This window comes from Pseudomonas typographi (genome assembly GCF_014694385.1).
GTDB classification, from domain to species: Bacteria; Pseudomonadota; Gammaproteobacteria; order Pseudomonadales; family Pseudomonadaceae; genus Aquipseudomonas; species Aquipseudomonas typographi.
Genome location: NZ_JAAOCA010000011.1, coordinates 67,127 through 84,819, shown reverse-complemented (window position 1 = coordinate 84,819; position 17,693 = coordinate 67,127). Strand labels below are relative to the sequence as shown.

General features: G+C 64.0%; 12 protein-coding genes. 3 read left to right on the top strand and 9 right to left on the bottom strand.

All coding sequences use genetic code 11. The features are described from left to right. Positions 1-30: 30 nt before the first annotated feature. On the top strand, positions 31-1,326 hold the full coding sequence (locus tag HAQ05_RS10570; RefSeq protein ID WP_190420190.1) for a D-tagatose-bisphosphate aldolase, class II, non-catalytic subunit: 1,296 nt from the start codon (positions 31-33) through the stop codon (positions 1,324-1,326). A 190-nt stretch (positions 1,327-1,516) separates the two neighbouring features. Here HAQ05_RS10570 and HAQ05_RS10565 read toward each other — a convergent pair whose 3' ends face one another. From HAQ05_RS10565 to puuE, 8 genes are all read right to left on the bottom strand, one after another. Next, positions 1,517-4,396 (bottom strand): ribonucleoside-diphosphate reductase subunit alpha, encoded by a 2,880-nt coding sequence (locus HAQ05_RS10565; protein ID WP_190420188.1) that lies wholly within the window; start codon positions 4,394-4,396, stop codon positions 1,517-1,519. A 337-nt stretch (positions 4,397-4,733) separates the two neighbouring features. After that, complete coding sequence (locus tag HAQ05_RS10560) at positions 4,734-5,450, bottom strand: 4'-phosphopantetheinyl transferase family protein (RefSeq protein WP_190420186.1); 717 nt, start codon at positions 5,448-5,450, stop codon at positions 4,734-4,736. Positions 5,451-5,519: 69 nt separating this feature from the next. After that, positions 5,520-6,305 carry an outer membrane protein OmpK gene (locus HAQ05_RS10555; RefSeq protein WP_190420185.1) on the bottom strand — a complete coding sequence of 262 codons (786 nt, stop codon included), beginning with the start codon at positions 6,303-6,305 and terminating at the stop codon, positions 5,520-5,522. Between the two features lie 292 nt (positions 6,306-6,597). Beyond that, positions 6,598-7,929, bottom strand: coding sequence for a urate hydroxylase PuuD (locus HAQ05_RS10550; protein ID WP_190420183.1), 1,332 nt, complete (start codon positions 7,927-7,929; stop codon positions 6,598-6,600). Between the two features lie 57 nt (positions 7,930-7,986). Then, complete coding sequence (locus tag HAQ05_RS10545) at positions 7,987-8,490, bottom strand: ureidoglycolate lyase (protein WP_190420181.1); 504 nt, start codon at positions 8,488-8,490, stop codon at positions 7,987-7,989. 33 nt (positions 8,491-8,523) lie between these two features. Beyond that, entirely contained in the window at positions 8,524-9,519 is a 996-nt protein-coding gene (gene alc, locus HAQ05_RS10540) for an allantoicase (RefSeq protein ID WP_190420179.1), read from the bottom strand. A gap of 30 nt (positions 9,520-9,549) precedes the next feature. After that, a complete protein-coding gene (uraD, locus tag HAQ05_RS10535; RefSeq protein WP_190420177.1) occupies positions 9,550-10,065 on the bottom strand; it encodes a 2-oxo-4-hydroxy-4-carboxy-5-ureidoimidazoline decarboxylase in 516 nt (171 codons plus the stop codon). Continuing rightward, positions 10,062-10,988, bottom strand: coding sequence for an allantoinase PuuE (gene puuE / locus HAQ05_RS10530; protein ID WP_190420175.1), 927 nt, complete (start codon positions 10,986-10,988; stop codon positions 10,062-10,064). Before puuE ends, uraD begins: the two co-directional genes overlap by 4 nt. Positions 10,989-11,330: 342 nt before the next feature. On the opposite strand from puuE, the gene uraH reads away from it, so the two are divergent. Both uraH and HAQ05_RS10520 read left to right on the top strand, forming a co-directional pair. Further along, the gene (gene uraH / locus HAQ05_RS10525; RefSeq protein ID WP_190420173.1) at positions 11,331-11,684 is read left to right on the top strand and encodes a hydroxyisourate hydrolase; all 354 of its coding nucleotides are present in this window, start codon (positions 11,331-11,333) and stop codon (positions 11,682-11,684) included. A gap of 222 nt (positions 11,685-11,906) precedes the next feature. Then, a complete protein-coding gene (locus HAQ05_RS10520) occupies positions 11,907-16,997 on the top strand; it encodes a hypothetical protein (protein WP_190420171.1) in 5,091 nt (1,696 codons plus the stop codon). Here HAQ05_RS10520 and HAQ05_RS10515 read toward each other — a convergent pair. After that, on the bottom strand, positions 16,994-17,623 hold the full coding sequence (locus tag HAQ05_RS10515; protein WP_190420169.1) for a LysE family translocator: 630 nt from the start codon (positions 17,621-17,623) through the stop codon (positions 16,994-16,996). The genes HAQ05_RS10520 and HAQ05_RS10515 overlap by 4 nt on opposite strands. Positions 17,624-17,693: the final 70 nt, after the last annotated feature.

The following is a 17,693-nucleotide window of genomic DNA, read 5'->3' as shown; positions in this document are numbered from 1 at the left end:
GGCCTCCCACTGTTATCCGGAGGCGGCACCATGCAGGCTCATTATCTTCAAAAACTGGCGCAGGCACATGCGCAGGGCAAGCCAGTAGGGGTTACCTCGGTGTGCTCGGCGCATGCGTGGGTGATCGAAGCGGCGTTGCGCGAGGCGCAGGCAGCCTTGGGGCCGGTACTGATCGAGGCCACCTGTAATCAAGTCAACCATGAGGGTGGGTACACCGGCATGGCACCGGCGGATTTTCGCCAGTTTGTGCTGGGCATCGCCGGGCAGGTGGGCTTTGATCCTGATCGGCTGATACTGGGTGGGGACCATTTGGGCCCCAACCCCTGGAAAGATCTGCCCGCCGAACAGGCGATGGGCAAAGCGGAAAAAATGCTTGAGGCCTATGCACGGGCAGGCTTTTCGAAAATCCACTTGGACACCAGCATGGCCTGCGCGGGTGAAGCAAACCCCTTGCCGGGACCCTTGATCGCCGAGCGCGCGGCATGGCTGGCGGCAGTGGTCGAACGTACGGTGGTTGCCGCCGGCCTGCCTTTGCCCGTGTATGTGATCGGCACCGAGGTGCCGGTGCCCGGTGGCGCGTTGGAAAGGGTAGAGGGTTTGTTGGTCACCACGCCGCAGGCTGCGCGGGAAACCCTGGCGCTGCATCGCGTGGCCTTCAGGGCCCTTGGCTTGCAAAGCGCTTTCGCACGGGTGGTCGGGCTGGTGGTTCAGCCTGGCGTCGAATTCGGCAATGAAAACGTGGTTATCTACGCGCCCGCAAAGGCACGCGGGCTCAGCGCTGTTTTGCAGCAGGCGCCGCAGGTGGTATTCGAGGCTCACTCCACCGATTACCAGCCGGCCGCCGCGCTGGCGCACCTGGTCAGTGACGGTTTCGCCATCCTCAAAGTGGGCCCCGGGCTGACATTCGCGTTGCGCGAGGCGCTGTATGCGCTGGACCACATCGCCGCCACGCTGGGGGTGGTGGCCGAACCCCAACGTTTGCATCGAACCATGGAAACCTTGATGCAGGCGAAGCCCCATTACTGGGACAAGTACTACCATGGCGATGAGCAGGCGTTGCGGTTGCAGCGGCACTTCAGCTACAGCGACCGAATTCGTTATTACTGGCCCTTTGAAGCCGCTGCCGAGGCGGTCGAGGCGCTGTTTGAGGCATTGGGCGACAGGCCCATTCCCGACACGCTGGTGAGCCAGTACCTGCCACAGCTGTACCCACAGATTGCCAACGGCCTGGGGGCCACCTCGGCGAAGGGGCTGGTGCTGGCCGCAATAGCCTATGTTTTAAAACACTATCGCGCGGCCTGCGAGGGCCAGAGGCCGTTAACCTAAGGGCAGCGTTGCCATGCACTGCCGGCTTGGCGCCAGCGGTGGCGAAAAAGGCTCGGTGAAGGGGGGCACGGTATAGGTGCACGCGGTTTTGGCGGGATAACCCTGGCGCATAAAAAACCCCTGTAAAGCACGTGATCGTGTTTACAGGGGCTTGGCTGGGTAACGTAGGTTTACCGCGCTACCAGGGCGGCTATTGGCACGCCTCGCAATCCGGCTCGTCGATGGCGCACGCTTTGGGCACCGGTGCCGGCCCCGCGGCCTGCACGGGGGCGCTGTCGCCACCGCTGGATACCGCATTGAGCTTGCCGGTGCTGATGGTCGATTTCTCGGTGCTGGTGGCAGCCAGGGCACGGAGGTAGTAGGTGGTTTTCAGGCCACGGAACCAGGCCATGCGGTAGGTTACGTCGAGCTTTTTGCCCGAGGCGCCAGCGATGTACAGGTTCAGCGATTGGGCCTGGTCGATCCACTTCTGCCGGCGGCTGGCGGCTTCGACGATCCAACGGGTGTCGACTTCGAACGCGGTGGCGTAAAGGTCCTTCAGTTCCTGCGGGATGCGTTCGATCTGTTGTACCGAGCCGTCGTAGTACTTCAGGTCGTTGATCATCACCGAGTCCCACAGTCCACGTGCCTTCAGGTCGTGCACCAAGTAGGGGTTGATCACCGTGAATTCGCCGGAGAGGTTCGATTTCACGTACAGGTTCTGGTAGGTCGGCTCGATCGACTGCGACACGCCGGTGATGTTGGCGATGGTCGCGGTCGGGGCGATGGCCATGATGTTCGAGTTGCGGATGCCTTTTTGCACGCGCTCGCGCACCGGTGCCCAATCCAGGGATTCGGTACGGTCCACTTCGATGTACTTGGCGCCGCGTTGCTCGATCAGGGTGGCCAGCGAATCCAAGGGCAAGATGCCCTTGGACCACAGCGAGCCTTGGAACGTGTCGTAGGCGCCACGCTCGTCGGCCAAGTCGCAAGAGGCCTGGATCGCGAAGTAGCTCACCGCTTCCATGGAGCGGTCGGCGAATTCCACGGCGGCGTCCGAGCCATAGGCGATGTGCTGCAGGTACAGCGCGTCCTGGAAGCCCATGATGCCCAGGCCCACCGGGCGATGCTTGACGTTAGAGTTCTTCGCCTGCGGCACCGAGTAGTAGTTGATGTCGATCACGTTGTCGAGCATGCGCACGGCCGTGTTCACGGTGCGTTGCAGCTTGGCGGTGTCCAGCTTGCCGTCGACGATGTGGTTCGGCAGGTTGATCGAGCCCAGGTTGCAGACGGCGATCTCGTCCTTGTTGGTGTTCAGGGTGATCTCGGTGCACAGGTTCGAGCTGTGTACCACGCCCACATGCTGCTGCGGGCTGCGCAGGTTGCATGGGTCTTTGAAGGTCAGCCAGGGGTGGCCGGTTTCGAACAGCATCGAGAGCATCTTGCGCCACAGGTCTTTGGCTTGCAGCACCTTGTACACCTTGACCTTGCCGTATTCGATCAGCGCTTCGTAGTACTCGTAGCGCTCTTCGAAGGCCTTGCCGGTCAGGTCGTGCAGGTCGGGCACTTCCGAGGGCGAGAACAACGTCCATTTGCCGTCTTCGAACACGCGCTTCATGAACAGGTCCGGAATCCAGTTCGCGGTGTTCATGTCATGGGTGCGGCGGCGGTCGTCACCGGTGTTCTTGCGCAGTTCGAGGAATTCCTCGATGTCCAGGTGCCAGGTTTCCAGGTACGCGCACACCGCGCCCTTGCGCTTGCCGCCCTGGTTCACCGCCACGGCGGTGTCGTTGACTACCTTGAGGAACGGCACCACGCCTTGGGATTTGCCGTTGGTGCCCTTGATGTACGAGCCCAGGGCGCGCACGGGCGTCCAGTCGTTGCCCAGGCCACCGGCGAATTTCGACAGCATGGCGTTGTCGTGGATGGCGCCGTAGATGCCGGAGAGGTCGTCCGGCACGGTGGTCAGGTAGCACGAAGACAACTGCGGGCGCAGCGTGCCGGCGTTGAACAAGGTCGGCGTGGAGGCCATGTAGTCGAACGACGACAACAGGCGGTAGAACTCGATGGCGCGTTCATCGCGGTCTTTTTCCTCGATGGCAAGGCCCATGGCCACGCGCATGAAGAACACCTGCGGTAGTTCGAAACGGATGCCGTCCTTGTGGATGAAGTAACGGTCGTACAGGGTCTGCAGGCCCAGGTAGGTGAACTGCTGGTCGCGCTGGTGGTCGATGGCCTTGCCGAGCTTTTCCAGGTCGTAGTGGGCAAGCTCCGGGTTCAGCAGCTCGAACTCCACGCCCTTGGCCACATAGGCGGGCAGGGCCTTGGCATACAGCTCGGCCATTTCGTGGTGGGTGGCGCTGTCGGCAACGCCCAAAAAGCCCAAGCCCTCGGCGCGCAGCGTGTCCATCAGCAGGCGCGCGGTCACGAACGAGTAGTTCGGCTCGCGCTCGACCAGCGTGCGGGCCGTCATCACCAACGCGGTGTTGACGTCTTTTATGGCCACGCCGTCATAGAGGTTCTTCAGGGTTTCACGCTGGATCAGCCCGCCATCGACTTCTTCCAGGCCTTCGCAGGCTTCGGAAATGATCGTGTTCAGCCGGCCCATGTCGAGCGGTGCGAGGCTGCCGTCGTCGCGCTTGATACGAATGCTTGGGTGCGGCTCGGCGGGGGCGCCGGCGGCCGAGCGGCTGGCGCGCTCCTTGGCGCGTTGGTCGCGGTAGATCACATAGTCGCGGGCCACCTTGTGCTCGCCGGCACGCATCAGCGCCAGCTCGACTTGGTCCTGGATCTCTTCGATGTGGATGGTGCCGCCAGACGGCATGCGACGCTTGAAGGTGGCGCTGACCTGTTCGGTCAGGCGCGCGACGGTATCGTGGATGCGCGACGACGCGGCGGCGGTACCGCCCTCGACGGCGAGGAAGGCTTTGGTGATGGCGACTTTGATCTTGTCGACGCTGTAGCCCACCACCGTACCGTTACGCTTGATCACGCGCAGTTGGCCAGGGGCGGTGGCGGTCAGTTCCTGGACCTGATCGGCACCCTGCGGCGCGGTGGCCTTCGGGTTCTCGCGAGTCGATTCGGTGTGCATGGGGGTCTCCACGATTGTCTATCCCTGGGCTGAATGCTCGGCCTGCTGGGCAGGCTCGAGGCCGGCCCGCGCGAGAGGCTGCGCGGAACGGCAAAAACTCGAAATATTTGGCAAAAAATGAGCTTGCCAATGCTTGCGCCGAGACTTCGAGTTGTGGTTCTGGTTTAGCCGAAACCCCAACATGTAGTGGTTCGGTAAAGTCGGGATACAAGATAATGCGGTCTGCACCTCATTGCAACACCGAGCTGTGTGGATAACATGTGGGCAAAATGTGTAGAGCTGTGGGCCGTTCGCGGGCAGCCCGCGAGGGCCTTGGGCTGTAGCGAATCGGGCTTTTTTATGCCGGCGCCGGCACTGCCACCAGGCTCAATAAGCGCCCGCCCGCCACCTGGAATTGGCCGCGCAGCACAGCCCCGGCGGGCCAGCCAGTGCCCAGGTCGGCCAATAAGCGCAAGTGCGCCTGGCCCTGTGCAGACCACTCCAACAGTTCGGCATGCTCGAAGTAAAACCGCTGCAGCACCTGCGGGTAAAGGGCCTTGAACAAGCTTTCCTTGAGCGAGAACGTCAAGGTGATCGCCAGGGCCGCAGTGGCGTCGTCGGTGGGCAGGCGGGCAAGCTCTGCCGGTGTGAGGATTTCCCCGGCCAGGCGGCGCGCGCGTTCGGCCGGCAGCAATTGTTCTACGTCCAGGCCCAGCCCCAGCCACTGTTTGGCGGGTGCGGCCACGCAGGCCGCCCAGCCGCCGCCATGGGTGATCGAAGCGCTGATACCGGGCGGCCACACGGGCGCGCGGTCTTCACCGATCGGCGCCACCCAGGGCACGCCCGCCACCGCCTGCACCGCTTGGCGCGCGCACAGCCGCCCGGCCAGGAACTCCGCTTGGCGCTTGGCGACGGAGCGCTGAATGCTGGGCGGCGGCGCAATGCCGTAGGTGGCGAAGTCACCCGGTTGCAGGTGTGCCGGGGTAAAGCCGCAACTGACCAGCACCGCGCCGGGCAACGGCTCGGGCAGCGGCCAGTGGGTATGCAGGGGGGAACAGCAGTTGGGGGGTGCCATGGGGGCTATTGTGCAAGCGGCCAGCGGCCAGCTGCAAGCGGCGGCTGGCAACTGGCGGTGTATAGGGCCTTAAAAGAACACTTTCAGCAAAAAGCTGGCCGTATTCTGGTTGGTGTCGAAGGAGTCCGTGTCCTTGATCCCGTATTTGTTTTCCCAGTAGTCGTATTCGATCCCCACATAGAGCTGCTTCTCGCCCAGGTTCAGTGCCTTGCCCAGGTCGTATTTGATCTGCGGGTTCACGTGCAGGTTGGCGTGGTAGTCACCGTGGTTGTTGGAGTCGTTGCCGACGACCCAATCGATGTAACCGTCGACGAGAATGTCGGATTTGCCCACCGGGAGGGTATAGGAAAACACCGGGGTGATCTGCCATACGTTGTCGCCGGCACGCGAGCCGTCGCTGTAGCGTTTGTAGAAGTTGAGCTGGAAGTAATCGAAACCCGGCACGTTGAGGTCGAAGCCCGGGCCGATCAGGTACGACTCCACATCACCTTCACCAAACTCGTACGTCATGGCCAGCAGCACGTCCTTGACGGGGCCAAGGGCAATCGGCTGGCCGAAGATCTTGCTGGCCGACAACCGTGGGCTGAACTCGCCGTACAGGGTGTTGTTGCCTGCGCTGTCGCTCTTTTTGCCTTGGTAGTGGATGCTGTCGACGAACAAGAAGTTGTCGCCGTACTTCCAGCTGTCGGCGTGCTCGAAGGTGAAGGTTTGCTGGGTTTCCGGGTCTACGGCGAAGTCCTTGCCCCACAGGTAGGTGAGGCTGTTGCTTTGCCATTGCAGCCATTCACCGGCCATTGCCGGTGCGGTGGCCAGTACACTGCCGGCCAGTGCCAGGCTGCAGAGGGTCGATTTCATGCGGGTACGCTCCTAGGTGATACGAGTGGCGCGTCTGCGGCGCCTTGCTCTAGTGGTTGTCCATTCGGTCAGCTTTTTAGGCAGCCCGGTGCCACTAGCAATGGCTGCGCCAACTGTTACGCCAGGGCGCAAAAAAGTTGTCCGCTCGGTTGAAAATAAGGTTTCCCGGGGCATTGCCGCGTAAAACCCCATGGCGTGGCGCTAGGGGGACGCACGATACTGGGGCAGCGCGGGCTACGCAGGTGTCTTAATGGCGCAGGGGCGGCTGGCCGGGCCGCCCCGCAGGGGGGCATTAGTTGAGGTGTGCGCCGTTGGCGGTCCAGTCGCCGATCAGTTGGCGTTCTTCAGGGGTCATCTGGGTGACGTTGCCCAGCGGCATGATCTGGCTGGCCACCGCCTGCGCCTGAATGCGCGCGGCCATCTGCTGGATCTGCTCGGGGGTGTCGAACATTACCCCCGCTGGCGCCGAGCTGAACAGGCTGCTGGTGGGGTTGGCCGAATGGCACACCGTACAGCGCTCTTTGATCACGCTGTGCACCTTGGCGAACCCGCCACTGCCGCTGGCCGGTGTGGCCTGTGCGGCTTGCGCCTGGGCGCTGGGCGCCGCCGGGGCCGGCGTAGTCGGTGCGGCGGCGGGGGGCGGTGGCGTCGGGTCGTCAGCGCGGCGCCCGCCGAGGGCGGTTTCGGGCAGCGGCTGGAATTCCACCTGGGCGTTGGCCGGGCGGGCCACCGGCGTGGGGCCGGTCACGTAGGCCAGGCACAGCATGCCCAGCGCGCCCACTGGCAATGCCCAAGCGTAGCGCTGGCTATTGTGGCGGGTGTTGAAATAATGCCGCACCAAAATGGCCACGGCCGCGATACCCGCCAGGATCGCCCAGTTATAGGGGCTACCGTAGGTGCTGGGGAAGTGGTTGCTGATCATGATGAACAGCACTGGCAAGGTGAAGTAGTTGTTGTGCCGCGAGCGCAACAGGCCCTTGGCGGGCAGGCTCGGGTCGGGGGTGCGGTTCTCCTTGATCGCCGCCACCAATGCGCGCTGCGCCGGCATGATGGTGCGAAACACATTGCCGACCATGATAGTGCCAATGATCGCCCCGGTGTGCAGGTAGGCGGCGCGGCCGCTGAACACCTTGCTGAACCCATAGCAGGCGCCGATGATCAGCACGAACAATATCAACGCCAGCACCGCCGGGCGGTCGCCCAGGTACGAGTCGCAAAGTATGTCGTAGATGAACCAGGCCAGCGCCAGCGAGCCGAGGGCCAGGGCCACCCCTTCGGCCCCGCTCAAGGTGCTGCCGGGGGCGAGCAAGTAAAGCGTGGGGTTGAAGTAGAACACCACGCACAGCAACGCCACCCCGCTCAACCAGGTGGCGTAGGCCTCCCATTTGAACCAGTGCAAGTGCTCAGGCATTTGCGGCGGTGCCAGCTTGTATTTCTTCAGGTGGTAGATGCCGCCACCATGAATGGCCCATAAATCGCCGGACAGCCCTTCGCCAGGGTTGCGCCGGTCGAGGTTGTTCTCCAACCAAACAAAATAAAAGGACGCGCCGATCCAGGCGATCCCGACGATCATGTGAACCCAGCGCACGCCTAGATTCAGCCACTCCATCAGATGTGCTTGCACAGTTGTAGCCTCACGCCGGCGCGCGGGTGCGATGCACCGCAGCAGGCCGGCCTTCTTTTATCGGTGGAATTCGAGCAGCACTTGTTGCGGCTCGCTGAAGTAGAACTCGTCGCAGTTGTCGCCAGGCCCGCTGCGATCGACCACCAGGAAGTCATCCTGCTGTTCGATCGCCAGCACTGGGTGGTGCCAAACGCCGCGATGGTAATTGATGCCCTGCCTGCCGTTGCTGATGAAGGCACGAACCAAGCCTGATACCGGCTCATCGCCAGGGGGCGCCACCACGATCAGAAAGGGGTTGCCCAGCAGCGGTATGAACGCCTGGCTGCCGCGTGGGTGGCGCTCGAGCATGCGCACTGTTAGCGGGTACTGCAGGGCTTGGGCGCGAAAGATATTGATGATGGCCCGGTCTTCAGGCGATTCGGTCTGTACTTCGGCCAGCTTGTGATAGCGCTGCGTCGAGCCGTTGTTGATCATGAAGAAATCGCGGCCGTCGGTGTCGATGACGTCGCCGAATGGGGCGAACGCTTGCGGGGCCAGCGGCTCGATGGCGAGAGTACGCATGCTTGGGTTCCGGTCAAAAAGGGAATGGGCCATTCAGCGGGCCAGCTTGCCCAGCACCCGCAGGCGGCTCACGCCGCCGTCGGGGAACACGTTCAGGCGGATGTGGGTGATTGGCCCGAGGGCGTGGAGCTGTTCGGCGAAGCTGTGCTCCTGGTGCATGGAGAGCTTCTGGCTAGGGAGCAGTTCGCGCCAGAACAGGCTTTGGGTTTCGATTTGGCTGTCGGTGCCGCCCTTCACATACGCCGCTTGGATCGAGCAACTGTCGGGGTAGTTACCTTTGAAGTGCAAGGTGTCGACGATCACCTGCTCGACCACGCCCGGGTGGCCCAGGGCGATGATCACCCAGTCGTTGCCAGGGGTGCGGCGGCGCGCGGTTTCCCAGCCGTCGCCCATGTTCACGCCACGGCCGGGGTTGAGCAGGTTGCCCATGCGCCCGAAGTGTTCGTCCGAGCAGGCCAGGGCGCGGCCGCCATTGAGCGCGGCGGCCAGGTCCAACGCCTCGGTGTCACCGACGGTGGCCCAGTCACGAAACGGAACCCCATACACTCGCAGGCGTGCCACGCCGCCGTCGGGGTAGATGTTGAAGCGCAGGTGGGTGAAGGCTTGCTCGCTACGCACCTCGTGGTAGTGGTGGCTGTTGCCTTGCAGGTCTACCGCCGGCAGTACTTCGGCCCACACGGTGCTGCTGGTGGGGTCGCCGTCGGCCACGAAGCAGCCTTCGAGCGAGGCCGAGGGCGGGTAGTTGCCGGTGAAATACGAGGTGTCGATGTCTATGCCCTTGATCGTGCCCGGCACCCCCAGCCGAATCACCGCGTGGTCATAGCCCTCAAAGCGTTTACGGCGCGACTCCCAGCCGTCCATCCACTTGCCGTTGTCGTCGAATACGCCTTCTTTCCACACCGCCGGGGTGGGTTGGAACATCCGGTTAACGTCGGCGAACCAATCATCGGTCACGCTGATGGCCTGGGTGCCGAGGCGTGCATCGGCCAGGTTGACAAACTTTTCGAAGGGGGCGGCGTACGCTTTCATGGGGTTCCGTGCCTTGTGGTGTAGGGGCGGTTAAAGAGCCAGCAGGCGCAACAGCGCGATCTTATCGATCTCGGCCAGGGCGCAGCGAAACTCTTGTTCCGGGGTGTGCCCGATGCGTTGCTCGAACGCGGCAAGAATCTGCTGCCGGTTGCTGCCTTTCACGGCCATGATGAACGGGAAGCCGAAGCGGGCCTTGTAGGCGCTGTTAAGCGCGGTAAACCGTGCGAATTCTTCCGCGGTGCATTCATGGATGCCGGCACCAGCCTGCTCGCGCGTGCTGGCGGCAGTCAGCTCCCCGGCCACCGCGGCCTTGCCGGCGAGGTCGGGGTGGGCGTTGATCAGGGCCAACTGGCGTTCCCGGCCCGCGCGGTGCAACGCTTGGCTCATGTGCTGGTGTAGGCTTTCGACCTGGTCCAGCTCGGTGCCGTGGGCGCTGTCGAAGGCAGCCTCGGCTACCCACGGGGAGTGCTCGTAGATGTCGCCGAAGGCTGCGATGAACCCTTGGCGGTCCAACTGCGAGGGGGTCAGGTGGCTGAACGCGGTCACTGCGCACCCCCGGTATAGGGGTGGGTGGCGTACCAATGGCGGGCGATGTCTACCCGGCGGGCATACCACACCCCCTCGAAGCCTTCGGTGTACTCAACGAAGCGCTTGAGCGCCGCCAGCCGCGCCGGCCGCCCGATCAACCGGCAATGCAGGCCGACCGTAAGCATCTTCGGCGCGCTGGCGCCTTCTTCGTAAAGGGTGTCGAAGGCATCCTTAAGGTATTGAAAGAACTGCTCGCCGGTGTTGAAGCCTTGCGCCTGGGTGAAACGCATGTCGTTGGTGTCGAGGGTGTAGGGGATCACCAAGTGCGGCTTGCCGGTGGGCGTGTTCGGCTCCCAATAGGGCAGGTCGTCGTCGTAGGTGTCGCAGTCATACAAGAAGCCGCCTTCTTCCATCACCAGGCGCCGGGTGTTCGGGCTGGTGCGGCCGGTGTACCAGCCCAGCGGGCGCTGCCCGGTGAGTTCGGTGAGGATACGCACGGCCTGCTGCAGGTGCTCGCGTTCTTGCTCGGGGCTCATGTACTGGTAGTCGACCCAGCGGTAACCGTGGCTGCAAATTTCATGGCCGGCCTCGACCATTGCGCGGATCACCGCGGGGTGGCGCTGGGCGGCCATGGCCACGGCGAAGATGGTCAGCGGGATCTCATGCCGGGCGAACAGCGCAAGGATGCGCCACACCCCGGCGCGGCTACCGTATTCGTACAGCGATTCCATGCTCATGTTGCGCACGCCCTGCAGCGGTTGGGCAGACACCATTTCGGAGAGGAAGGCTTCGGATTCTTTATCGCCGTGCAGCACGTTGCGCTCGCCACCTTCTTCATAGTTGAGCACGAACGACAACGCGATGCGTGCCTGGCCTGGCCATTGCGGATGGGGAGGGCGGTCGCCGTAACCGATCAGGTCGCGTGGGTAATCTGCACTCACGAGGGTGTCCTTTCAGGCAAAAGAAGAAGGCACGGCAACCGCCGGCCGCGGTAATGGATTTATTGTATACAACTTTGCTGGGCGATTGGGGCGCATTTTTCCCGTGGATATTTTAGATAACCTATAACCAGACCTTGCAAAAAACCTGCCTGAATGGTCAGCTTGCTGTGCATAACCTGGCGCCTATGCTAAACATTGCAGAATGCCAAGCGCAGCGGCGGAGCAGTGAAAAGGTTGCCCCAAAACTTGTGTACAATTTTACATTAAACTGTCCAGTATTCATGATCTTTGCGCCCGATTGCCCTGATCTGGTGCATACACGCCCAACCTTGGAGGCCAGCCATGGCAGCACTTACCACCCACGTGCTCGACGCAGCCCATGGTTGCCCCGGCCAGGGCATCCGTGTCGAACTGTACCGCGTGCGCGGGCAACTGCTCGAACCACTTGCCAGCACCGTGACCAACGCCGACGGCCGCTGCGATGCACCACTGCTGGAGGGCGAAGCGTTCGCCAGCGGTGTTTATCAATTGCATTTTCACGCCGGCGATTATTATCGCGCGCGCGGCACGGCACTGGCTGAACCTGCGTTTTTAGACGTGGTGGTGCTGCGCGTGGGCCTGGATGCGCGGCAAAACCATTATCACGTGCCGTTGCTGCTCTCGCCTTATAGCTATTCCACTTATCGCGGTAGCTGAAGCGTCCAGTGTGGTGTTTCAGAAGTGGCCTGTCGCCGTAGCCCTACTATGACGCGTCGCCCCGGCTTGCCCGGCAACACCATTTACCCGTCAACGTTTGTGAACGGCTGAGTCGCTTCACTGGGTGCTTAATCCGTTTGCCGCCCGGGTGTGAAGTGCCATGGTAGGGCACAGCCTTTCCCATGCCTGCAAACAATGGTGGCTTTCGAACAAGGAAGCCCCATGACCGACCTTACCGATTTATTAGGGCCCCCAACGCTGGAGCCGGTAGCGTTCTTGCCCGGCCACGCAGAGCAAGCCATGGCCGCGCTCGACGGGGCCTTGGCCATCGCCGAGCGCCCGGTTGAATGGCTCAACGCCGTGGCCGATGCTTTGGCATCGCCTTCCCCACCGCAGGCCTTGGCCCCGCTGTTAGCTGCCGAGCATGCGCCACTGTTTTCAGCGCTAGCGCTGCAGCCCGCGGCCTGGCAAACGGCGCTGGCCGAGGCGCTGGGTGAGCAGGCGCAGTCCTTCGACCGGTTGCTTCGCCCCGGTAGCCAATCCCAGGCCTATCCCCGGCTGTTGTTAGAGGGCGACCGAAACCGGCACCAAGCCCGCTTGCTCGAACGTTTCGGCGAGCTGCCACCCAGCGCGCCGGCCTTGGCCACCTATAGGGAGCATTTGGCGCGCCGCGCGGGCGCCTGCCAGGCCAGCCAGCAAGCGTTGGGCGGGCTAAGCTTGGCGACGATCGAGCAGGCCCCGGCGGCGCTGTTGCCGGCCTTGCGGGATGCGCTATGGCACGAGGCCTGGCTGCAACACGAGGAGGGCGCGCTACCGGCCGATGCCCTGGCCTGGTTGGGTAGCCACTTGGCGCCCGGCACCTTCCAGTGTTGCGCGGTGCACGTGGGCGGCATGCCGATACCGGGGGCCTGGGTGTTGGCCGATGCCTACCTGTGGCAAGCCAACACCCATGCCCAGCACGTGTTCCTTTGGCTGCACGGTGCAGCGGGCGGGTTGCAGTATGTCATGCACCCCAGCGAGCTTCGCGAGCGCTTGGCGTTCACCCTGCGCTGTGGGGTGCCAACGCCCTTGATGAAACAACTGGCGCCGCGCTTGCCGGCGACATTTTCTCTGGATGGGCCGGTCGGCTTCGAGGTGCTGCCCGATGGGCTGCTAGGTGGGTTACGGGAGATCGCCGGGCAATGGCAAGCCGCCGCCCAAGCCATCGAGGGTGGGCAAGGGCCTTGGCCGGATATGCCCCGTGTGGCCGCCCAGGAACGGGCCTGGCAAGAGACGCTCGGTTGCCTGGCCATTGCCGACAACGCCACACGGCTGGCAGCCATAGGCGAGGTAGAGGGGCGTTGGTTCGCGGCGGCGGTCATCGATCGCTTGCCGCCGTGGCTGCTGGCCCTCGATGAGGCGGCCCGGCGCCGCTACACCGACCAACTAGGCGCGTATCACCATGCCTCGCAGCGCCTGGAGCATTGGCTGGCCGACACCCTGCCGAGCTTTGCCGATTTCGCTGGCAAGCTTATGGCGGCCCGCATTCGCCGGGCGCTGTGCGTTAGCGTGGCGCCCGATGCGCCGTTCATTGAGCGCCCGATGGCGGTTGAGTATCGGCCTTATCCGGCCATCGTGGAGCCGCCGCCGGCCGACCTGTTGATCTACCCGCCCGCTGAGCCTGGCCCGCGGTGGGTGGCGGGCGACGCTTGGGAAACCTTGACCCTGGCCCAGTTCGCCTGCGAAAACATCGACCTAGGCAGCGAAATGGAACAGGCACGGCTGGCGATGGCACACCTGCTTGCCCCCTTCGTGCCGGCCTGTGAGCCGGGTGACCAGGGCCCTCACCCGGAGCACGCGCGCTGGCAGTGGACCCCGCATTACTTGGGCCGGCTGCTGGCCGAAGAGGACCCACTGCGCCGTTACGAACAGTTACTCGAACACCGGCTAGCCCCTGAAGAATCGGATGATCCGCAACGCCTGCTCGAGCCCTATGAGCACGAGATCAGCTTGTGCGCGCAGGTCGCCCATTGGCGCCGCCAACTTAGCACAGCGGGGCTGAACATGCTGTTGGCCGCGGCGGTGGCACGTACCCCAGCGGCGCTTGAACAGGCCGGCCTGTGCATTCACACCCTGCAGCTTTCCATTGGCGTGCACCCGCAGCGGGGCGTGCAAGGGGTGGGCGTGGTCGAGCGCCGCAGCGACGGCTTGGCCGTGCTGTACCTGCCAGGTGTGCCACACGGGCCGGTATTGGTGGAGCGCCCACAGGTAGGCGCGGTTTCGCAATGGTTGCTGGATGAGCTCAAGGCCCAACCGCATTTTCGCCAATACCTGGCCGAACGCCTCAAAGGGTTGGTGGTGGCTGAGGTGCTCAGCTACATGAACCAAGCCGCACTGCGCGACTATCACGGCTACCTGAGCCTTCACCGTAGCGCCGAGCAGACCCTGGGTAGGCTGCAATTGGCCGACCGGCGTTTGCTGCTGTTGGCCCAGGCCGAGCAGCACGGGCGTAGCCAGCGCAGTATTTTGCAAGCGCGGCCTTCGGCGGCGCAGTATTGGTTGGGTTGGGGGCGCTTTGCATTGTCTTTCGTGCCCGGTATCGGCACCCTGATCAGCCTTCAGGAAGCCTATGAAAGCGTGCGCCTGCTGCAAGAGGCCGGGGGCCGGCGCGACGCGGTAGCCGCCTTCGAGGCAGCCGGCGCACTGGGCGCCAGCGTGCTGGATGTATTGACCTCACTGGTTCCCGGCCTGGCCGGCTTACCGGCGTTGCGCAAGGCCGCCGCGGCGCGGCGGCTGTTGCGCAGTGGCAATCGCTTGCCCGCGCTAGCGCTGCGCTACACGCCGCAAGATCGCCAGTATTTGCATGGCCGCGATACCGGTAGTTTCCTGCGTGGCGGCGAACAATGGATCGAACTGGACGGCCACCTGCGGCAGGTATACCGCCGCCCTGGCGAGGGCACGTTGCGCCTGCGCCGTTTACCTGGGCAGTTCTACGAAGCGCCGGTGCGCCGCGAGGGTATGCACTGGGCCCGGCACGCCGACGTCGGCGTGCTAGGTGGCGGCGGCAAGCTGACCGCAGCAGAAAGTGTGTTTGCCGACTGGGGCGCAGGAAGGCGGGCCACTGCGCTGGCCCAGGGCCGGCGCCTGTTGGCGCAATTTGACTTTCTCGACGACACGGCGGCTGAAGAATTCGCCAGGGCCTATGTGGCCGAGGCCCGCATACCGCAATGGGCGCTGCAATATCGGCGCACCGGGGACCTGCCGGGGCCGCCGCCGGCAGACCACCTGTTGGCGGGCTTGGAGGTGGCCATCACCCCGGCCGACCGATTCTTCGGCGGGCAATACGGTGGCCAAGCCGACATCATGTTCAGCGGGGAAGGGGTGACCCGGCCGCATGTTCGCCTGAACGGCCGCTATTATCCATTGATGGGGCGGCCGGTAGCCAATGATCGGCGTACTTATATTCCTGGCCCGGGCCCCTTGCCCGAAAGCCTCGGTGAGTTGGACCGGCTGATCGAACGTGGCGCGGGGCCGTTGCGGGTGCAACTGGGTGACAGCGTGCCGGCTGCGGCGACGCTGCTGGGGCCGTACCCTGAAACCTTTATTCAGCGCTTGCGCCGCGTGCGCCCATGGTTGACCGATGAGACGGTCGAGGCTTGGGGCGAGGCATTGTACCGCGAGGGCGAAGTGCCTGGTATTGCGCCACCGCACAACCGTTTGCATGGTCAGCGCCTGCGGCGTCTTGAAGACATCGTTGAAGGGCGGGGGAAGCGGCTGGACGATTACCGCGAGCCGTTGCGAGGCCTTGACCTTTTCGAGGTGCGGCAACTGCCGGTGGTGTTCGGTTTGGGCGCGCCGGTAGTGCGTTTCGACCGGCTGGGGATTCGCCTGGGCGCCGACGACGTGGCCCTGGCCAGGCGTTCGATGGCCAATATCGCTGGGGGCTTCAGCCAGGTGGTGGAGCGGGTGCTGACGCGCGGTGGCTATGAGATTCTCGACAACCTCGACCACCACGGGCGTACGTTGACCCTGTTTCGTCGCGCTGGCCTGCCCGATAGTTACCTGATGCTGACCCAGCGCGCCGGCAGCACGTTTCACATCCCGACCACCCAACCGGCAGCCGGCGGCCCGCTCGCGTTGTTCTTCAGTGAGCTCCACGTGCGCCGTGTCATCGAACGTATCGAACACCCCGCGCTGCGCCAATACTTGCAGACCGCGCGGCGTGAAGGCCGCTTGCACACCCTCATTGCCGGCGTCGGTATCGCCGGGCAAGAGGTGCGTATGCGCCTGCAGCGTATTCGCCTGGTCGCCGGCCTTGAGCCGGAACCACCCGCCGAAGCGCCATGGCGGCGCTGGCTGCAACCGCTCACCGATCAAGACATCGAAACCGACTTCCGCTCCGGCCTGTACCGTTCGCAGCCCGATGGGCCCGCCCAGGCCATCGAGGTAGAAGGGTTGCGGTTGCCGATATTTCCCACGCCAAACCCTGGAACGGTCGTGATCAGCCACCCGCTGTCGTTGCCTGACCCGTTGTCATTGCAGGCGCTTAACCAATACCTGCATGCCCGCTTCGACGAGCAGCCCTGGCTGTTCGCTCGCCGCGGTGCGGTATGGCGCGCGCAGCGGCCGATGTTCGCAGCACCGGTTGAGCAGATGGCCATGCTCGCGCGCCCAGGGCTTTCAGCGGTCAGTGCGCTCAATGTGGCCGACCATGTGTTCCAGGCCACCCAGGGCGACGCCTTGGCGCGGTTAACGCGGCTGGAACACGTACTGGTGGCATGGCAGGGGCACAGCGCTCACCTGGGTAGCCTTGCCGACCCGATCAGGCTAGCCATGCCGCACGCACCTACCGCTTTGCCCGCCGGCTCAGGTTATCGGCTGGTCATCACCCCCGAACTGCCAACGGCATCACCGGCCAGCCTGCACCTGACCTTTGGCGCGGGCGAACACCGCCGCTTGCTTGCCGCGCGGCAGGCGCCACAACCTCAGGGTATCGCCATGTTGGTCGGTAATGCCTTGCAGCACTATGGGTTGGCCTACCACGGGGCGCACGGTGGGGTGATGCATTACGGCCAAGCCAATACCGGCCTGGCTTACCTGGTGCTGCCACGGCACAGCTTCAGCCATGAGCTGAACCTGGCGCCGCCTGGGCAAGGGCGCATGCTGTCGAACGCCTGGATCGATACATGGCTGGCCGAGCTGCCGGCACAACAAGCCGAGCCACTGCGCCAAGCACTGGGCACCGGCAGGCTGGTCCCCCTGGTGGCGTGCGTGCGGTTCGGCGCTAGCCCTGCGGATGATCGGCTGGTGCTCATGCGCTTGCAGGCGGGTTAGTGCCGGCTCAGCAGGGCCGCCGCCCCGGCACCGCCAAACAATGCGGCGCTGGCGCGGTTGAACCACACCTGGCCGCGGCCGCTGCGTAAGTAGCGCGCCGCGCCGCGCGCACCCAGGCCGTAGCCCAGCTTGCAGGTAAGGTCCAACAGCGCCCAACTGGCGACCATCACCCACAGCTGCGGCCCCAGCGGGTGGCCAGCATCGAGGAACTGCGGCAAAAAAGCGGCAAAGAACAGGATGTCTTTCGGGTTGCTGGCGCCCAGCATGAATGCCCGGCCAAATAACTTGCCAAAGCGTGGCGGCGCCAGGCGGCCAGGCACCTCAGCGGGTTGCGCTGGCTGGCGCGATTGCCGCCAGCTTTGCGCGGCGAGGTAGAACAGGTACAGGGCGCCTGCCACCTTCAATACCGAAAACAACTGCTCCGAGGCCAGTAACAGCGCGCCTAACCCCAGCGCCGAGGCGCACAGCAGGCTGCTGGACGCAGTGACCCCACCCAAAAAGGCGGGGTACGAGCGCAATAGCCCGTAATTCAGGCTGTTGCCGATCATCAGCAGCGACAGCGGGCCGGGCAGGAGGATCACCGCCGCGGCAGCGGCGCAGAACAGCAACCAGGTTTCAATAGCCATGTGGAGTATCCCTGTCATAAAGGCCACGGCGTTCAACGCACTGGCCGTGCCCATGAACATCCGCTGGTGA